The sequence below is a fragment of the Ruegeria sp. genome (genome assembly GCF_965199275.1).
GTDB lineage: Bacteria > Pseudomonadota > Alphaproteobacteria > Rhodobacterales > Rhodobacteraceae > Ruegeria.
Genome location: NZ_CBDAQX010000008.1, coordinates 445,975 through 462,140, shown reverse-complemented (window position 1 = coordinate 462,140; position 16,166 = coordinate 445,975). Strand labels below are relative to the sequence as shown.

18 protein-coding genes are annotated in these 16,166 nt (G+C 58.0%); 8 read left to right on the top strand and 10 right to left on the bottom strand.

The window, feature by feature from the left end:
- Window positions 1–3: 3 nt before the first annotated feature.
- On the bottom strand, window positions 4–1,488 hold the full coding sequence (gene xseA / locus ACOERD_RS04495; RefSeq protein ID WP_419738183.1) for an exodeoxyribonuclease VII large subunit: 1,485 nt from the start codon (window positions 1,486–1,488) through the stop codon (window positions 4–6).
- Between the two features lie 76 nt (window positions 1,489–1,564).
- On the opposite strand from xseA, the gene purD reads away from it, so the two are divergent.
- Complete coding sequence (purD, locus tag ACOERD_RS04490) at window positions 1,565–2,827, top strand: phosphoribosylamine--glycine ligase (RefSeq protein WP_419738182.1); 1,263 nt, start codon at window positions 1,565–1,567, stop codon at window positions 2,825–2,827.
- 140 nt (window positions 2,828–2,967) lie between these two features.
- Here the strand turns inward: purD and ACOERD_RS04485 are convergent, their stop codons facing one another.
- Both ACOERD_RS04485 and ACOERD_RS04480 read right to left on the bottom strand, forming a co-directional pair.
- Complete coding sequence (locus ACOERD_RS04485) at window positions 2,968–3,669, bottom strand: FG-GAP repeat domain-containing protein (protein ID WP_419738181.1); 702 nt, start codon at window positions 3,667–3,669, stop codon at window positions 2,968–2,970.
- A gap of 65 nt (window positions 3,670–3,734) precedes the next feature.
- Window positions 3,735–4,058 (bottom strand): 2Fe-2S iron-sulfur cluster-binding protein, encoded by a 324-nt coding sequence (locus tag ACOERD_RS04480; protein ID WP_170677577.1) that lies wholly within the window; start codon window positions 4,056–4,058, stop codon window positions 3,735–3,737.
- A gap of 127 nt (window positions 4,059–4,185) precedes the next feature.
- Between ACOERD_RS04480 and ACOERD_RS04475 the strand changes: the two genes are divergently transcribed.
- Window positions 4,186–4,566, top strand: coding sequence for an OB-fold nucleic acid binding domain-containing protein (locus ACOERD_RS04475; RefSeq protein WP_170376367.1), 381 nt, complete (start codon window positions 4,186–4,188; stop codon window positions 4,564–4,566).
- Between the two features lie 101 nt (window positions 4,567–4,667).
- Window positions 4,668–4,931 carry a hypothetical protein gene (locus tag ACOERD_RS04470; protein WP_419738178.1) on the top strand — a complete coding sequence of 88 codons (264 nt, stop codon included), beginning with the start codon at window positions 4,668–4,670 and terminating at the stop codon, window positions 4,929–4,931.
- Window positions 4,932–5,016: 85 nt separating this feature from the next.
- Here ACOERD_RS04470 and ACOERD_RS04465 read toward each other — a convergent pair whose 3' ends face one another.
- Both ACOERD_RS04465 and ACOERD_RS04460 read right to left on the bottom strand, forming a co-directional pair.
- Window positions 5,017–5,178, bottom strand: coding sequence for a hypothetical protein (locus tag ACOERD_RS04465; RefSeq protein ID WP_419738180.1), 162 nt, complete (start codon window positions 5,176–5,178; stop codon window positions 5,017–5,019).
- A gap of 97 nt (window positions 5,179–5,275) precedes the next feature.
- Window positions 5,276–7,018 (bottom strand): IS1634 family transposase, encoded by a 1,743-nt coding sequence (locus ACOERD_RS04460; RefSeq protein WP_419737624.1) that lies wholly within the window; start codon window positions 7,016–7,018, stop codon window positions 5,276–5,278.
- Between ACOERD_RS04460 and ACOERD_RS04455 the strand changes: the two genes are divergently transcribed.
- Both ACOERD_RS04455 and ACOERD_RS04450 read left to right on the top strand, forming a co-directional pair.
- Window positions 7,011–7,217, top strand: a complete 207-nt coding sequence (locus ACOERD_RS04455) for a hypothetical protein (RefSeq protein WP_419738179.1) — start codon at window positions 7,011–7,013, stop codon at window positions 7,215–7,217. The genes ACOERD_RS04460 and ACOERD_RS04455 overlap by 8 nt on opposite strands.
- 101 nt (window positions 7,218–7,318) lie before the next feature.
- The gene (locus tag ACOERD_RS04450) at window positions 7,319–7,582 is read left to right on the top strand and encodes a hypothetical protein (RefSeq protein ID WP_419738178.1); all 264 of its coding nucleotides are present in this window, start codon (window positions 7,319–7,321) and stop codon (window positions 7,580–7,582) included.
- An 85-nt stretch (window positions 7,583–7,667) separates the two neighbouring features.
- Here the strand turns inward: ACOERD_RS04450 and ACOERD_RS04445 are convergent, their stop codons facing one another.
- Window positions 7,668–9,410 carry an IS1634 family transposase gene (locus tag ACOERD_RS04445; RefSeq protein WP_419737624.1) on the bottom strand — a complete coding sequence of 581 codons (1,743 nt, stop codon included), beginning with the start codon at window positions 9,408–9,410 and terminating at the stop codon, window positions 7,668–7,670.
- On the opposite strand from ACOERD_RS04445, the gene ACOERD_RS04440 reads away from it, so the two are divergent.
- Both ACOERD_RS04440 and ACOERD_RS04435 read left to right on the top strand, forming a co-directional pair.
- Window positions 9,403–9,615, top strand: coding sequence for a hypothetical protein (locus ACOERD_RS04440; RefSeq protein ID WP_419738177.1), 213 nt, complete (start codon window positions 9,403–9,405; stop codon window positions 9,613–9,615). The two genes, ACOERD_RS04445 and ACOERD_RS04440, sit on opposite strands and share 8 nt — an antisense overlap.
- Window positions 9,560–10,408, top strand: coding sequence for a hypothetical protein (locus ACOERD_RS04435; RefSeq protein ID WP_419738176.1), 849 nt, complete (start codon window positions 9,560–9,562; stop codon window positions 10,406–10,408). Before ACOERD_RS04440 ends, ACOERD_RS04435 begins: the two co-directional genes overlap by 56 nt.
- A gap of 28 nt (window positions 10,409–10,436) precedes the next feature.
- On the opposite strand, the gene ACOERD_RS04430 is transcribed toward ACOERD_RS04435, so the two are convergent.
- From ACOERD_RS04430 to ACOERD_RS04415, 4 genes are all read right to left on the bottom strand, one after another.
- Complete coding sequence (locus ACOERD_RS04430) at window positions 10,437–11,126, bottom strand: glutathione S-transferase N-terminal domain-containing protein (protein WP_419738175.1); 690 nt, start codon at window positions 11,124–11,126, stop codon at window positions 10,437–10,439.
- A gap of 244 nt (window positions 11,127–11,370) precedes the next feature.
- Window positions 11,371–12,552: an ISNCY family transposase gene (locus ACOERD_RS04425; RefSeq protein WP_419737631.1), complete on the bottom strand. Its 1,182-nt coding sequence runs from the start codon at window positions 12,550–12,552 to the stop codon at window positions 11,371–11,373.
- Between the two features lie 69 nt (window positions 12,553–12,621).
- The gene (locus ACOERD_RS04420; protein ID WP_419738174.1) at window positions 12,622–13,635 is read right to left on the bottom strand and encodes an ISNCY family transposase; all 1,014 of its coding nucleotides are present in this window, start codon (window positions 13,633–13,635) and stop codon (window positions 12,622–12,624) included.
- Window positions 13,636–13,704: 69 nt separating this feature from the next.
- Window positions 13,705–14,718 (bottom strand): ISNCY family transposase, encoded by a 1,014-nt coding sequence (locus ACOERD_RS04415; RefSeq protein ID WP_419738174.1) that lies wholly within the window; start codon window positions 14,716–14,718, stop codon window positions 13,705–13,707.
- 211 nt (window positions 14,719–14,929) lie between these two features.
- On the opposite strand from ACOERD_RS04415, the gene ACOERD_RS04410 reads away from it, so the two are divergent.
- Window positions 14,930–16,126 carry a helix-turn-helix domain-containing protein gene (locus ACOERD_RS04410; RefSeq protein ID WP_419738173.1) on the top strand — a complete coding sequence of 399 codons (1,197 nt, stop codon included), beginning with the start codon at window positions 14,930–14,932 and terminating at the stop codon, window positions 16,124–16,126.
- Window positions 16,127–16,166: the final 40 nt, after the last annotated feature.

Sequence of the window (16,166 nt, the reverse complement as noted above, 5' to 3'; positions counted from 1 at the left end):
CCTCTAGAACAGCGATCCCTGATCCGGCGCGTCGGGTTTGGATTTTTTCGCAGCAGGGCGGCCAGAAGGACCAGTCATCAGGCGGCCGTCCGAGAATTCGATCTCAAGCGCCGCGTGTTTGCCAGCCTGAGCCTTGGTGGTCACGACATCGCCCTCGGCGCGCACAACAGCATAGCCCCGCGCCAGCGTTGCCTTGTAGCTGAGCGTTTCACGCAGGCGGTCGGTTGCGCTCAGTTGCTGGCGCAGGCGCTCAAGTCGGACGGTTTGGGCCGCGTCCAGCCGCTCAGCCAGTCGGGTGGTGGCCTGGCGCTGTTGTTCAATCTCGCGCTGGATCGGGCGGAGGGAGAGGCGCGACGACAGGTTACGCAGGTGTTCCTGACGGGAGGAGACGACGCTTCGCAAAGTCGATGGGCGCAGATGAGCCGACATCTCGACCAGTTGCAGGCGGCGGTTTTGCACCCCGCGATTCAATGCCGGTGTCAGGCGTTCCGCAATTAGATCAAGGCGTTGTCGTGGGGAGTTCAACAAGCTTTCCGGGCGTGGCAACGCGCGCGAGACGTCACGCAGGCGTTGCGCGCGGCGTTGAACCGCATCGCTCGCGGCCCGCGACAGGCGCGCGCCTTGTTCGTTGGTCCAGGCCATCAACTCCATCCGCACGGGGACGGCCAATTCGGCTGCGGCTGTTGGGGTGGGCGCGCGGCGGTCGGAGACAAAGTCGATCAGCGTCGTGTCTGTCTCATGCCCCACGGCCGAGATCAACGGGATCTCTGATGCAGCAGCCGCGCGGGCCACGCTTTCTTCGTTAAACCCCCATAGGTCTTCGATTGAGCCGCCTCCGCGTGCAACGATGATCAGATCGGGGCGCGGCAGTGCGCCACCGGGCGTCAGCGCGTTGAAACCTTCGATGGCGCGGGTCACCTCGGGGGCACAATTTGCACCTTGCACCGCGACGGGCCAGATCAGAACCTTGCGGGGAAACCGGTCCCGCAGGCGATGCAGAATATCGCGGATCACCGCCCCGGATGGAGAGGTCACGACACCGATGATCTGGGGCAGGTAGGGCAGTGGTTTCTTGCGCTCGGGCGCGAACAGCCCTTCGGCTTCCAGCTGCTTTTTGCGCTTTTCCAGCAGTGCCATAAGCGCGCCTTGGCCGGCGACTGCGACCTCATCAACATTCATGTTGTATTTAGATTGCGCTCCGAATGCGGTCAGGCGGCCGGTGACGACGACCTCCAACCCTTCTTCGGGCACAACGGACAGGCCGGAAATCTGACCTTTCCAGGTGGTACAGGCCAGAACGTTCCGGTCGTCCTTGATGTCATAATACAAATGACCCGAGCGCGCCTTGAACACGCGGCCGACCTCGCCGCGTACACGGATTCGCCCGAACGAGCCCTCTAGCGTGCGCTTCACCTCGCCAGAAATCTCGGAAACTGAGTATTCGGGAGTGTTTTGGCCGGGAATTGGGTCGTCAAGCAGGTCGGACATTTCAGCGCCTTGTGTCAAATGCCGTGCCAGCTTAGAATGCCGCGCAGGCGAGGCCAAGCAGATCGGAGACGACCTTATGAACATTCTTATTCTCGGCAGCGGTGGGCGTGAACACAGCCTCGCTTGGGCGGTGATGCAGAACCCCAAATGCGACCGTCTGATCGTTGCGCCAGGCAATGCCGGGATCGCCCAGATCGCCGAATGCGCGTCGCTGGATATCGAGAATGGCGGTGCGGTTGTCAATTTCGCCGAGGCCAACGCGATTGACTTCGTGATTGTTGGCCCCGAGGCGCCTTTGGCCGCTGGCGTGGCCGACCGCTTGCGTGAAGCCGGTGTGCTGGTGTTTGGCCCCTCTGCCGAAGCGGCCCGATTGGAAGCCTCGAAAAGTTTCACCAAGGAGATTTGCGATGCCTCGGGCGCGCCTACCGCCGCCTATGCAAGGTTCACCGAAGCCGCGCCCGCCAAGGCCTACATCCAAGAGCAGGGCGCTCCGATCGTGGTCAAGGCTGATGGTCTGGCGGCGGGCAAGGGCGTGATTGTGGCGATGGACGAGCAGACCGCTCTGGACGCAATTGACGACATGTTTGGCGGGGCCTTCGGTGGGGCGGGTGCCGAGGTTGTCATCGAAGAGTTTATGGACGGAGAAGAAGCCTCACTGTTCGTTCTCTGCGACGGAGAGAACATCCTGTCCATCGGCACCGCGCAGGATCACAAGCGCGTGGGCGAGGGGGATACAGGTCTGAACACCGGTGGGATGGGGGCCTATTCCCCGGCTCCGGTTCTGAGCGCCGAGATTGAGGCGCGAGCGATGGATGAAATCATCCGCCCAACCATGGCCGAGATGAAGCGCCGGGGCGCGCCGTTCCAAGGGGTTCTCTACGCTGGTCTGATGATCAAGGACGGGCAGCCGCGTTTGGTGGAATACAACGTCCGGTTTGGTGATCCCGAATGTCAGGTTTTGATGATGCGTCTTGGCGCGCAAGCGATGGACCTGATGCATGCCGCAGCCGAAGGACGCTTGGACGAGACGCGCGTGAACTGGGCCGATGATCATGCGATGACCGTTGTTATGGCAGCCAACGGGTATCCGGGTGCTTATGAGAAAGGCTCGGTTATCAAAGGTTTGGACAAACTTCCTGAAGACAGCAGCAACATGGTGTTCCACGCTGGTACAAAGGCGGTTGAGGGACAAATTCAAGCTGTTGGCGGCCGTGTTCTGAATGTCACCGCCCGAGGTGCGACGTTGCAAGAGGCGCGGGATCGGGCCTATGCCATGGTTGACGGGGTGGATTGGCCCGAGGGCTTTTATCGCCGAGATATTGGCTGGCGGGCGCTTTGACTTTGATGTGGGTCAGGGGGCTTTGCCCCTCTGTCTGCGGCCTCCCGGCACTTTGTGCGCTCGCAGCCCAAATCGTCCACTGGACGATTTCGTTCGGGCTGCTCGCCCCCCAGGATATTTTTAGCCAGATGAAGAGCGGATCAGCACTCTAAGGCTTGGTTCAGGCTTTGGCGGCCAGTGAAGGGGCCGAGGTCTGACGTGGTCCATCCTCTGTTGTAAGTGACGCTGATGATGCGTGACCAGTCGGCGCTGGCTGTGATCAGTTCTGGCGTCTCGCCGCAGTCACGCAGGCCGCCAGAGATGTAGTCTTCACCAATGCGATGGTTGGTCAGACTGGGCAAAGAGGCGATCTCGGCCAACGCGCCCTCTTTGTAGCGCCAGATGCGCAGGGTTTTGGCGAGGTGGGGGCGGTCGATATAAGCGATCTCGGTATAGCCATCACCATCCAGGTCGGCAGCTCCGATCGGGGCAAGCCAGCGGAAGCGGGTTCCGATATGCGGGGTGGCAGCGATCTTTGTGCCGCTTGCGTCGTAGATTGCAAGTTGTGCGCCAAGTTGAGCGTGGGACTCGACCACGGCTACTTCGGGCTTTCCGTCCGAGTCCATGTCCACCAGTCGCGGAGAAAGGTCTTCGAAAACCCGATCTCGGGGCAGGCGTATCGTCCGCAACGTTTGCGCGCTGTCTGCACCGCGCGTTTCGACCCGGAGTTCCAATGCGCCGTATTCCACGTCGTCACCCAATACGCCATGGGCATAGCGTGTTGTGGGTTCGGTAAATCGGGCGTCGATGATTTCCTCTGATGCCGCGGCAGAGCCCACGCCGGCCAGCCACAGGCACAACATCAGTGTCGCGCCGCGTGCCCGACGGTGCCAGGGGCAGGCGGGGAGACGCGGCGCTTTGGAGGGCATCAGATCTGTTTTTCTGGCATTTGCACGACCAGACCGTCCAGTGCTTCCGTGACCTTTATCTGGCAGGTCAGGCGCGAGCGGGCGGGGTCGGGCTCATAGGCAAAGTCCAGCATGTCCTCTTCCATGTCATCCTTGGCGGGGATTTTCTCGACCCAGTCGGGGTGGATATAGACGTGGCAGGTCGAGCAGGCGCAAGCGCCGCCGCAATCGGCCTCGATGCCGGGAATGTTGTTGTCTCGGGCCCCTTCCATAACGGTCAGCCCATTGGCGACGTCGACTGTATGTTCAGTACCGCTATGCTCGACATAGGTGATCTTTGCCATGGCTTGCGTCTTCCTTTTGCGATGTTCGAATTCTTCCTTAATCAAGGCATTTAGGTCTTTCTAGCCTCATTTGCGACTCTGTGCGCCGCGTCTGGACTTTCTGTGCGATTGTTCTATTTTTGTTCTCATGCTTGTTGCCGCGACTTGTCCTGATGTTTCAAACCGAACCTGGCCCCGCCCACCTGCCTGTTTGCCTGCCAACCGGCTGGATCAGCCCCCCGAAGGCGCGCGGGTGGCGGTGGCGGGTCTGGTGATCCTGCGACAGCGGCCCGGAACCGCCAAAGGGGTGATCTTTTTGACGCTTGAGGATGAGACGGGGATCGTGAACATCGTGGTTTGGCGCAAGATCTACGAGCAATTCCGTCGCGCGGTGATATCGGGACGGTTGCTGAGGGTCACGGGCCGAATGCAGAAGGCCGACGCCGTGATCCATGTAATTGCGGAAGAGATCGAGGATATCTCGGGAATGCTGGATGTGCTGGTGCGGGGAGAGGGGGCGTTGGCCTGAAAATTCCAATTCTTATATGCTTGCCATTCGACCGCCACTAGTCGCGCTCAAAGAAAACGTAAGGTCTTAGTTTCGCCCAATTCCCTGACTACGCGGCAGCTATGAGTTCATTTATTTTCCACACGCATCGTTTGTTGTTGAGATTTGCCGTAGTGATCACTCTGATTGTGATCGCCCTGTCCATTTCGTTTTTCATGCAGCAGCTTGATAGAAACATCAGAACTGATTTGGACGTTCAGGCCTATTTTCCCGTTGCGGGTCTGACATTCATTCTGGCATTTTTAGCCGTGCCGAGACTGATGGAGCACGTGGTTGCGCCCGGTACAGTTGGATATGTTCCTGACTTCCGACATTTTTTCGTATAAGTCATTGATATTATTATGCCTTGGTTGCCAAAAGGCACTACACGGACTTTTTTCGCCAGCGATTGTTTCGGAGTGTTGAGGGAGCTCAGGCTTTGGTCTGGCCAGTTTTTCGGGTGCGCCCGGGGGGTATCTTGAAAGGGGCTTCGTTCCAGGTCAGGCCGACGCAGGTGAGGATGCGTCTGGCATCGACCGTGGCATGGCTTGGCATGCCGTAGCGGTCAGGGGTGCCTTTCCTGACTTCCGACATTTTTTCGTATAAGTCATTGATATTATTATGCCTTGGTTGCCAAAAGGCACTACACGGACTTTTTTCGCCAGCGATTGTTTCGGAGTGTTGAGGGAGCTCAGGCTTTGGTCTGGCCAGTTTTTCGGGTGCGCCCGGGGGGTATCTTGAAAGGGGCTTCGTTCCAGGTCAGGCCGACGCAGGTGAGGATGCGTCTGGCATCGACCGTGGCATGGCTTGGCATGCCGTAGCGGTCAGGGGTGCCTTTGTGGCGCAGGATCGAGAGCTGCAATGCGTTCAACTCGTTGCGGATACGAGCCGGGCTCATCGGGTGTCCGAGCAGGTCCAGATGCTTGCGCAGGTGCTGCAGGCAGCAGAAGGCCATGTAGCAGATGGCGATATGGGCCCGGACCCGACGCGGCGACCAGTGATAGATGGGCCGGATTTTCAGATCGTGCTTGTTGGTGCGGAAGCAGGCTTCGATCTCCCACAACTGGTGATAGCGGGCAATGACGTCCTGTGCCTCCAGTTCGTCCGCACCATGAACAACAATGGCATGCAGCCCGTCCCATTGTGCCGCTGCCTTGATCTTTGCATCATCCAGCGTGACGTCCCCGCTGTCGGGGAAGGCCAGGAAGCGGCCATATCCCCGGCTGCTGAAGCTGCCGGGTTTGCGAGAGCGCTTGAGCTTCTTGTGCAGCTTTTCGATTGCCTTGTCGCGCTTGTGGGCATCATTGCGTGCCCGGGTGGGTGACCAGGTCACAATGACCCGCGCTCCCTCCTGGTCGATCACCTTGTACCAGCCCTTCTCGGTTGCCTCTTCAGAACCGTGTCCAGCCCAAGGCTGGCGTCCCTCCGGGCTCAAAATGTTCGCCTTCACGGCGGCCGGGGCGGACTTCATGCGATAGCCGAGGATGTAGGGCAGACCCTTGTTCTGCAACATCTGCTGGTTGTCCTTGCTGAGCATGGCGGCATCGGCCACGAACGTGACCCTGGCCACGTCGAAGCGTCCCTCCAACGCCTTCAGCGCAGCTTCCAGCGTATGACCTTCCCAGGTGTTTCCCGGGAAGAGTTCATAGCCCACAGGCAGCCCATCGGAGGTGACGATCAGCGCCAGCATGACCTGAGCGCGGTGATGCTTGCCATCCTTGCTGAAGCCCTTGGCCAGAAGATGATCCTGCTCGACCCCGTCCGCATCCTCGGCCGGGTCCTCGCGCTCGGTGTCAAAGGCCAGGGTCGTGCAATCGTAGAACAGCACGGTCACTGGCCCGCCCAGCAACTTCTCTGCCGCCGCGTGAGAGGTTTTGCAAATCCCGTCTATCACCGGCGTATTGATGTAATCCATGCTCCGATAGACCACGTCCAGATTGAGCGTGATGCCTGCCTGGTTCTCCAACGCCTCCACGGTCGCGCGCTTGCTCTCGGGCTGTGCGATCCGCGCCATAACCAGCTCTTTCACAATGCGATTGGCACTTTTACGCGCCGCCCCCAGAAGGGCCCCCCAACCCAGTTGGTCATACATCGTCCCCATGACATCCCGCAGACCCAGAGAGACCCGCGCCTCCTCACGGCACTCGGCAAGATCAACGCCAAGCTTGTCCGGCCGCGGAGCGCGGCGCACCAGCGCCTGCAGATCGGCATATTCCGTGGGCGTGAACAGTTCCATTTGCGGCGAGCGATCAATGCGTAATTGCTCCATCAAGCGGCCCGCCAGACGCTTGATATCCTCAATCTCGCTGTCGTTATGGGCCACACCCACATGGCGCAGGATCTTCTGGCGTACCTTGGAGCCGGTGCGGACGGATTCAACGATCTGGATCCGTGTGCGGTTGAGCTTTGCGTCATGTTTGGTGCGGATGAACATGGGCGAAGAGGTTAGCCATCTGAAGGCCCATGTCAATACTTTTTATAATAATAGGGCACTACAACGCGCCTCTGAGCAACCACACCTGAAAACAAACCAAAAACCCAGTCAGATCAACAAAAAGGTCGGAAGTCAGGAGATCGAGGATATCTCGGGAATGCTGGATGTGCTGGTGCGGGGAGAGGGGGCGTTGGCCTGAAAATTCCAATTCTTATATGCTTGCCATTCGACCGCCACTAGTCGCGCTCAAAGAAAACGTAAGGTCTTAGTTTCGCCCAATTCCCTGACTACGCGGCAGCTATGAGTTCATTTATTTTCCACACGCATCGTTTGTTGTTGAGATTTGCCGTAGTGATCACTCTGATTGTGATCGCCCTGTCCATTTCGTTTTTCATGCAGCAGCTTGATAGAAACATCAGAACTGATTTGGACGTTCAGGCCTATTTTCCCGTTGCGGGTCTGACATTCATTCTGGCATTTTTAGCCGTGCCGAGACTGATGGAGCACGTGGTTGCGCCCGGTACAGTTGGATATGTTCCTGACTTCCGACATTTTTTCGTATAAGTCATTGATATTATTATGCCTTGGTTGCCAAAAGGCACTACACGGACTTTTTTCGCCAGCGATTGTTTCGGAGTGTTGAGGGAGCTCAGGCTTTGGTCTGGCCAGTTTTTCGGGTGCGCCCGGGGGGTATCTTGAAAGGGGCTTCGTTCCAGGTCAGGCCGACGCAGGTGAGGATGCGTCTGGCATCGACCGTGGCATGGCTTGGCATGCCGTAGCGGTCAGGGGTGCCTTTGTGGCGCAGGATCGAGAGCTGCAATGCGTTCAACTCGTTGCGGATACGAGCCGGGCTCATCGGGTGTCCGAGCAGGTCCAGATGCTTGCGCAGGTGCTGCAGGCAGCAGAAGGCCATGTAGCAGATGGCGATATGGGCCCGGACCCGACGCGGCGACCAGTGATAGATGGGCCGGATTTTCAGATCGTGCTTGTTGGTGCGGAAGCAGGCTTCGATCTCCCACAACTGGTGATAGCGGGCAATGACGTCCTGTGCCTCCAGTTCGTCCGCACCATGAACAACAATGGCATGCAGCCCGTCCCATTGTGCCGCTGCCTTGATCTTTGCATCATCCAGCGTGACGTCCCCGCTGTCGGGGAAGGCCAGGAAGCGGCCATATCCCCGGCTGCTGAAGCTGCCGGGTTTGCGAGAGCGCTTGAGCTTCTTGTGCAGCTTTTCGATTGCCTTGTCGCGCTTGTGGGCATCATTGCGTGCCCGGGTGGGTGACCAGGTCACAATGACCCGCGCTCCCTCCTGGTCGATCACCTTGTACCAGCCCTTCTCGGTTGCCTCTTCAGAACCGTGTCCAGCCCAAGGCTGGCGTCCCTCCGGGCTCAAAATGTTCGCCTTCACGGCGGCCGGGGCGGACTTCATGCGATAGCCGAGGATGTAGGGCAGACCCTTGTTCTGCAACATCTGCTGGTTGTCCTTGCTGAGCATGGCGGCATCGGCCACGAACGTGACCCTGGCCACGTCGAAGCGTCCCTCCAACGCCTTCAGCGCAGCTTCCAGCGTATGACCTTCCCAGGTGTTTCCCGGGAAGAGTTCATAGCCCACAGGCAGCCCATCGGAGGTGACGATCAGCGCCAGCATGACCTGAGCGCGGTGATGCTTGCCATCCTTGCTGAAGCCCTTGGCCAGAAGATGATCCTGCTCGACCCCGTCCGCATCCTCGGCCGGGTCCTCGCGCTCGGTGTCAAAGGCCAGGGTCGTGCAATCGTAGAACAGCACGGTCACTGGCCCGCCCAGCAACTTCTCTGCCGCCGCGTGAGAGGTTTTGCAAATCCCGTCTATCACCGGCGTATTGATGTAATCCATGCTCCGATAGACCACGTCCAGATTGAGCGTGATGCCTGCCTGGTTCTCCAACGCCTCCACGGTCGCGCGCTTGCTCTCGGGCTGTGCGATCCGCGCCATAACCAGCTCTTTCACAATGCGATTGGCACTTTTACGCGCCGCCCCCAGAAGGGCCCCCCAACCCAGTTGGTCATACATCGTCCCCATGACATCCCGCAGACCCAGAGAGACCCGCGCCTCCTCACGGCACTCGGCAAGATCAACGCCAAGCTTGTCCGGCCGCGGAGCGCGGCGCACCAGCGCCTGCAGATCGGCATATTCCGTGGGCGTGAACAGTTCCATTTGCGGCGAGCGATCAATGCGTAATTGCTCCATCAAGCGGCCCGCCAGACGCTTGATATCCTCAATCTCGCTGTCGTTATGGGCCACACCCACATGGCGCAGGATCTTCTGGCGTACCTTGGAGCCGGTGCGGACGGATTCAACGATCTGGATCCGTGTGCGGTTGAGCTTTGCGTCATGTTTGGTGCGGATGAACATGGGCGAAGAGGTTAGCCATCTGAAGGCCCATGTCAATACTTTTTATAATAATGGGGCACTACAACGCGCCTCTGAGCAACCACACCTGAAAACAAACCAAAAACCCAGTCAGATCAACAAAAAGGTCGGAAGTCAGGAGATTTGCCGTAGTGATCACTCTGATTGTGATCGCCCTGTCCATTTCGTTTTTCATGCAGCAGCTTGATAGAAACATCAGAACTGATTTGGACGTTCAGGCCTATTTTCCCGTTGCGGGTCTGACATTCATTCTGGCATTTTTAGCCGTGCCGAGACTGATGGAGCACGTGGTTGCGCCCGGTACAGTTGGATATGTTCTGTTTCACGCCGTGATATGCCTGTGCGGCGCCGCTCTGGTCATATTGAGTGGATTTATCGTCCTTGATGCCCCGTTGATCTCTTGGGTCGCGCCCAACGACGTCGCGCCGTTTTTCATTTTGGGGTGTGCCGCTTCGTACTGTTGCCTTGCTGTATTGGGGGCCTTTCGTGCAATTTGGCCAGAGGGTGATGAAGATCCTTGGGGTCAGTTCAGAACGCTGCGAAAAGTGCACTATTCCGCCCGGCTGATTGCGTGTTCATTTGCCTTTGTCATCGCTGGCGCAATTCTGGGGTCTGTCATATTCCTCAATAGTCCGACGACGACCACCACGGTCGGAGTTTGTATCGTAATGTGGATATTCGCGACTCTGCTTGGCACATCGAAACTCAGCGTGAGGAACTTCGAAAAGCCGATCAGTCTTTGGAACATCGCATTGCAGTTCTGCGTCGCTATGTCCGCGCTTTTTGCCACCAAGCTCACAACTCGGGCCTTTTTGTTTCACACTCGTCTGTTCGAGGACTTGTCAGAGCGGGATTCAGTTTACCCGTGGGTTGAAAACGTTTTGATGGCGCCGTTCATTGTGTTTGGCCTGACAAGTATCGCTCTTATAGTGGCGCGTCAGAAACCGGTTGTTCGCAACATGGCCGACGTTTTCGCGTAGGCTTCGAATGTTGGCGAACTGGCCTCAGCTATCGCTTGAACAGAACACTCTGCGCTTGCTTGCTGCTGTGATCCCCGCGCAGTTCTGCATACAAGGCGCGTCCGGCTTGCACGCCCGGGCGGGCGCTCACAGCCTCTAGCCAGCGGGCGAAGTGAGGCTTATCGTCCAGAACCTGCTGCTGACCTTCCCAAAGGCTCGCCCAACCCCAGATCGACATATCCGCGATCGAGTAAAAATCACCCGCGACATACTCGCTCTCGGCCAGACGCCGATCCAGCACGCCGTAAAGCCGGGCGACTTCGGTCCGGTAGCGGTCTTTCGCATAGGGCAGGTCCTGCGGAGGCTCCAGATTTGGGGCGTATTTCAGGAAGTGATGCGCCTGACCCGCCATCGGACCAACGCCGCCCATCTGCCACATCAGCCACTCTTCTACCGCAACCCTGTCCCGTTCGGTCGTGCCATAAAACCGGCCGGTCTTGCGCGCCAGATACATCAGGATCGCGCCGCTTTCGAAAACCGTGATCGGCGCACCATCGGGGCCGTCCGGATCGACGATAGCGGGCATGCGGTTATTGGGCGAGATCTTAAGGAACTCCGGTTCGAACTGGTCACCCTTGCCGATATTGATCAGATGCGTGTTGTAGGGCAGCTCCATCTCTTCCAGGGCGATGGAGGCTTTCCAACCGTTTGGGGTTGGCCAGAAATACAGGTCGATCATGATGTCTCCTATGATGATTGTCAAGCAGGGCATTGATTTTGTTTGATTTTAAATTCGGCAAAATCGTCGAAGACCCAGCCGTTCTTGAGCGTGTCATAGATGATCTGTCGAGAACATTCTGAATTGTCCGGTGTAGGTAACATGCCAATTGTCCGCTTCAGTTGATTGCGCGGTGGCCCAATTCGGAGGGAGCCGTAGGCGACCGTAGATTTGGGCCACCGCGTTCGCGCCACGTCGAAGCGGGTCACGCGACTTTGTGTTTGCTATCCTCCTGTGTGATGGGTGATCCGTCAGGCTGGTAGCGGCCAATGCATCTCGGGCCGTGGAAGATGACCAGTTGACCATCGGGGTATTCGTGGACCCTGACCTTCGCCTTGACGAAATGATGACGGTGCCTGTCTGCCGCGATCTGCATGACCAGGCCCTTGTAGCGCACCGTATTGTCGTTGCCGACGACGCGGTCTTCCTGCACACACAGGGTGTCGCGCACATTGCCTGTAAACGGCACGAAGGCCGAGGTCGTATCCTCCGGCTCCTTTGCAAACAGGGCATTGTGTTCGGGAAGATAGACCTCTTTCAGGAACTGATTGGCCTCTTCAATGGTTGTGATCCCATGGGACCGCAGTTCCTGCGGCAATCGGTTCTGGAACGTGCCAAACATGCGTTCAGACCGTCCACGGGCCTGCGGTGAATAGGCCGGGATCAGCTCAATGCCGAGTTGCTGCAAGGCGCGCCCGACCTGGGTCAGATTGTCCTTGTCCACTTTGCCGCCCGCTTCGGGCGTATGCCAGTAATGAGAGCCCCGATCGGCATAGAGCGAGCAAAACAGACCTTGCGCCTCGATCACCTCTGTCAGCCCCTGAAAACTGCTCATCGTCCCTTCTTCCTCGACAAAGAATGCCGAATAAACCCGGTTGGTGGCATCGTCCATGGTGACGATCAGATCCCACCACTGACCCGGAACCCATTCATGGCTGGAGCCGTCCTGATGCAACATCATGCCAACCATCGGACGGCGGGGCCGCTTGCGCCGATGGGCACCTCGTCGGGGTGCTGCCTGAACCCGGCCGTGGCGCTGCAGTGTAAGCCGCACCCAGTTGTAGCTCTGTGTGAAACCATGGTGGGCCACCAGCTTCTCGTGGAAATGCTTCGGCGTGTAATCCCAGTACTTGGTATCAAACAGTTCAAGCATCTCCATGACCTTATCCGTGGCAACACGATTGTTGGCCAGTTTGCCAAGCCGACGGTCGTACAGACCTTCTGCACCATCCGCCTCAAATCGATCCTCCCAACGCCTGACGGTGCGCACGGATACACCCAGTATCTCAGCCGCCTGTTCTTGCGTCAGCTTGTTCGCGCTTCGCCGCGAATACACATCTTCAAACTTCATCAGTCGAACTTCCTGTAACACTTCTGCTCGGTTCATAACGCCTCCTCTCAGAGACAGAATAGAACCGGACAGATCGCATGTTACATACACCGGACATATCGCGTGTTAGCGACAGCCCTTGTAGCGCACCGTATTGTCGTTGCCGACGACGCGGTCTTCCTGCACACACAGGGTGTCGCGCACATTGCCTGTAAACGGCACGAAGGCCGAGGTCGTATCCTCCGGCTCCTTTGCAAACAGGGCATTGTGTTCGGGAAGATAGACCTCTTTCAGGAACTGATTGGCCTCTTCAATGGTTGTGATCCCATGGGACCGCAGTTCCTGCGGCAATCGGTTCTGGAACGTGCCAAACATGCGTTCAGACCGTCCACGGGCCTGCGGTGAATAGGCCGGGATCAGCTCAATGCCGAGTTGCTGCAAGGCGCGCCCGACCTGGGTCAGATTGTCCTTGTCCACTTTGCCGCCCGCTTCGGGCGTATGCCAGTAATGAGAGCCCCGATCGGCATAGAGCGAGCAAAACAGACCTTGCGCCTCGATCACCTCTGTCAGCCCCTGAAAACTGCTCATCGTCCCTTCTTCCTCGACAAAGAATGCCGAATAAACCCGGTTGGTGGCATCGTCCATGGTGACGATCAGATCCCACCACTGACCCGGAACCCATTCATGGCTGGAGCCGTCCTGATGCAACATCATGCCAACCATCGGACGGCGGGGCCGCTTGCGCCGATGGGCACCTCGTCGGGGTGCTGCCTGAACCCGGCCGTGGCGCTGCAGTGTAAGCCGCACCCAGTTGTAGCTCTGTGTGAAACCATGGTGGGCCACCAGCTTCTCGTGGAAATGCTTCGGCGTGTAATCCCAGTACTTGGTATCAAACAGTTCAAGCATCTCCATGACCTTATCCGTGGCAACACGATTGTTGGCCAGTTTGCCAAGCCGACGGTCGTACAGACCTTCTGCACCATCCGCCTCAAATCGATCCTCCCAACGCCTGACGGTGCGCACGGATACACCCAGTATCTCAGCCGCCTGTTCTTGCGTCAGCTTGTTCGCGCTTCGCCGCGAATACACATCTTCAAACTTCATCAGTCGAACTTCCTGTAACACTTCTGCTCGGTTCATAACGCCTCCTCTCAGAGACAGAATAGAACCGGACAGATCGCATGTTACATACACCGGACATATCGCGTGTTAGCGACAGCCCTTGTAGCGCACCGTATTGTCGTTGCCGACGACGCGGTCTTCCTGCACACACAGGGTGTCGCGCACATTGCCTGTAAACGGCACGAAGGCCGAGGTCGTATCCTCCGGCTCCTTTGCAAACAGGGCATTGTGTTCGGGAAGATAGACCTCTTTCAGGAACTGATTGGCCTCTTCAATGGTTGTGATCCCATGGGACCGCAGTTCCTGCGGCAATCGGTTCTGGAACGTGCCAAACATGCGTTCAGACCGTCCACGGGCCTGCGGTGAATAGGCCGGGATCAGCTCAATGCCGAGTTGCTGCAAGGCGCGCCCGACCTGGGTCAGATTGTCCTTGTCCACTTTGCCGCCCGCTTCGGGCGTATGCCAGTAATGAGAGCCCCGATCGGCATAGAGCGAGCAAAACAGACCTTGCGCCTCGATCACCTCTGTCAGCCCCTGAAAACTGCTCATCGTCCCTTCTTCCTCGACAAAGAATGCCGAATAAACCCGGTTGGTGGCATCGTCCATGGTGACGATCAGATCCCACCACTGACCCGGAACCCATTCATGGCTGGAGCCGTCCTGATGCAACATCATGCCAACCATCGGACGGCGGGGCCGCTTGCGCCGATGGGCACCTCGTCGGGGTGCTGCCTGAACCCGGCCGTGGCGCTGCAGTGTAAGCCGCACCCAGTTGTAGCTCTGTGTGAAACCATGGTGGGCCACCAGCTTCTCGTGGAAATGCTTCGGCGTGTAATCCCAGTACTTGGTATCAAACAGTTCAAGCATCTCCATGACCTTATCCGTGGCAACACGATTGTTGGCCAGTTTGCCAAGCCGACGGTCGTACAGACCTTCTGCACCATCCGCCTCAAATCGATCCTCCCAACGCCTGACGGTGCGCACGGATACACCCAGTATCTCAGCCGCCTGTTCTTGCGTCAGCTTGTTCGCGCTTCGCCGCGAATACACATCTTCAAACTTCATCAGTCGAACTTCCTGTAACACTTCTGCTCGGTTCATAACGCCTCCTCTCAGAGACAGAATAGAACCGGACAGATCGCATGTTACATACACCGGACATATCGCGTGTTAGCGACATTAACCTCACGCTAAAGTGTGCAACGTGTTTGCCGCGTGTTAAGCTTACGCTAACAAAATAAGTGGACGAATCGTTATGGGGACGATTCGCCATTAGCGTGAAACACGCGACAGGCAAAATGGGGCGGCAGGAATGATTGGGCGCAGATCACAGCGCGATTCCGAAGAAGGAGTAGAAGTCAGACCAAAGGGGTTTGACGACTACGAAGTACGGCTTGGTGATCAGATGCGCGGCGAACGCGCCACCATGGGCAAATCCCTTCTGGATGTTCAGCGCGAGCTGCGGATCAAAGCCAACTACATCGCTGCTATCGAAAACGCCGATCCTGATGCGTTCGATACACCCGGCTTCATCGCCGGGTATGTGCGTTCTTACGCCCGGTATCTAGGCATGAACCCGGATGAGACCTTTGCCGCCTTCTGCAAGGAAAGCGGCTTTGAGGTCGCGCATGGCATGTCAGCCGAAGCATCCGTTGTTCGCAAACCGACCGGAGATCTTCCGGCCCGCGGCCCGATGGGGCGGGATCCGTTTGTGTCTCCGAACACGCCTTATATCCCTGGTAAAGAATCCTTCGTCAGTCAGGTTGAACCACGCGCGATTGGCTCGTCCCTAGTGTTGCTGGCCGTTATCGGCGGTATTGGCTATGGCGGCTGGGCCGTGCTGAACAAGATCCAGCAGGTGCAGGTCAGCCCGGTTGAGCAAGCACCTGTTGTTCTGTCGGACCTCGACCCCCTTGATGCGGCACGTAGCGCAGAAACTGTCGAGACTGCTTCAACCGAAGCACTGGATCGCCTCTATCGCCCGCAAGCGCTGGATGTTCCGGTGATGGTCGCACGGGATGCTCCGATTTCCACGCTTGATCCACGGACTGTCGGCGCATTCCGTCCGCCGGAACTGCCTGAGGTTCAGGTGGCCGAACTGCATACGGTTGAACGACCGGCCTTGCCGCAGGTGGTCGAGCAGTTGGATACGACGTTGAAAATTGTCGCCGTGAACCCTGCGTGGATGCGCGTCACGGCCGCCGATGGCAGTGTGATCTTCGAAGGCACGCTGGGCACGGTTGAACAGGGCAGTGTTTTCGAAGTGCCGCTGACCGAAGAACCCCCGCTGTTGCGGGCCGGGGCATCGGGTTCGGTGTTCTTCTCGATGAACGGTGAACATTTTGGTCCGGTTGGTGCGCCGGGCACTGTGGCGAAAGGCGTCGTCCTGTCCAAGGACGCAGTGGCTGAGACCTATGCCGTCGCCGATCTCGAGGCGGAGCAGAACAGCGCCCTCAAGCAATTGGTGGCCGAGCTTCAGACGCAAGCAGCGGACGAGCCTGCCGAATAGTCTTGCCATTGCTCAACTGCGGTTGCCGAACTATCTATGA

Excerpts from the sequence above, each read along its gene's own strand:
- xseA (WP_419738183.1), bottom strand. The coding sequence starts at position 1,488 with ATGTCCGACCTGCTTGACGACCCAATTCCCGGCCAAAACACTCCCGAA.
- purD (WP_419738182.1), top strand. The coding sequence starts at position 1,565 with ATGAACATTCTTATTCTCGGCAGCGGTGGGCGTGAACACAGCCTCGCT.
- ACOERD_RS04485 (WP_419738181.1), bottom strand. The coding sequence starts at position 3,669 with ATGTTGTGCCTGTGGCTGGCCGGCGTGGGCTCTGCCGCGGCATCAGAG.
- ACOERD_RS04480 (WP_170677577.1), bottom strand. The coding sequence starts at position 4,058 with ATGGCAAAGATCACCTATGTCGAGCATAGCGGTACTGAACATACAGTC.
- ACOERD_RS04475 (WP_170376367.1), top strand. The coding sequence starts at position 4,186 with ATGCTTGTTGCCGCGACTTGTCCTGATGTTTCAAACCGAACCTGGCCC.
- ACOERD_RS04470 (WP_419738178.1), top strand. The coding sequence starts at position 4,668 with ATGAGTTCATTTATTTTCCACACGCATCGTTTGTTGTTGAGATTTGCC.
- ACOERD_RS04465 (WP_419738180.1), bottom strand. The coding sequence starts at position 5,178 with ATGTCGGAAGTCAGGAAAGGCACCCCTGACCGCTACGGCATGCCAAGC.
- ACOERD_RS04455 (WP_419738179.1), top strand. The coding sequence starts at position 7,011 with ATGAACATGGGCGAAGAGGTTAGCCATCTGAAGGCCCATGTCAATACT.
- ACOERD_RS04460 (WP_419737624.1), bottom strand. The coding sequence starts at position 7,018 with ATGTTCATCCGCACCAAACATGACGCAAAGCTCAACCGCACACGGATC.
- ACOERD_RS04450 (WP_419738178.1), top strand. The coding sequence starts at position 7,319 with ATGAGTTCATTTATTTTCCACACGCATCGTTTGTTGTTGAGATTTGCC.
- ACOERD_RS04440 (WP_419738177.1), top strand. The coding sequence starts at position 9,403 with ATGAACATGGGCGAAGAGGTTAGCCATCTGAAGGCCCATGTCAATACT.
- ACOERD_RS04445 (WP_419737624.1), bottom strand. The coding sequence starts at position 9,410 with ATGTTCATCCGCACCAAACATGACGCAAAGCTCAACCGCACACGGATC.
- ACOERD_RS04430 (WP_419738175.1), bottom strand. The coding sequence starts at position 11,126 with ATGATCGACCTGTATTTCTGGCCAACCCCAAACGGTTGGAAAGCCTCC.
- ACOERD_RS04425 (WP_419737631.1), bottom strand. The coding sequence starts at position 12,552 with ATGAACCGAGCAGAAGTGTTACAGGAAGTTCGACTGATGAAGTTTGAA.
- ACOERD_RS04420 (WP_419738174.1), bottom strand. The coding sequence starts at position 13,635 with ATGAACCGAGCAGAAGTGTTACAGGAAGTTCGACTGATGAAGTTTGAA.
- ACOERD_RS04415 (WP_419738174.1), bottom strand. The coding sequence starts at position 14,718 with ATGAACCGAGCAGAAGTGTTACAGGAAGTTCGACTGATGAAGTTTGAA.
- ACOERD_RS04410 (WP_419738173.1), top strand. The coding sequence starts at position 14,930 with ATGATTGGGCGCAGATCACAGCGCGATTCCGAAGAAGGAGTAGAAGTC.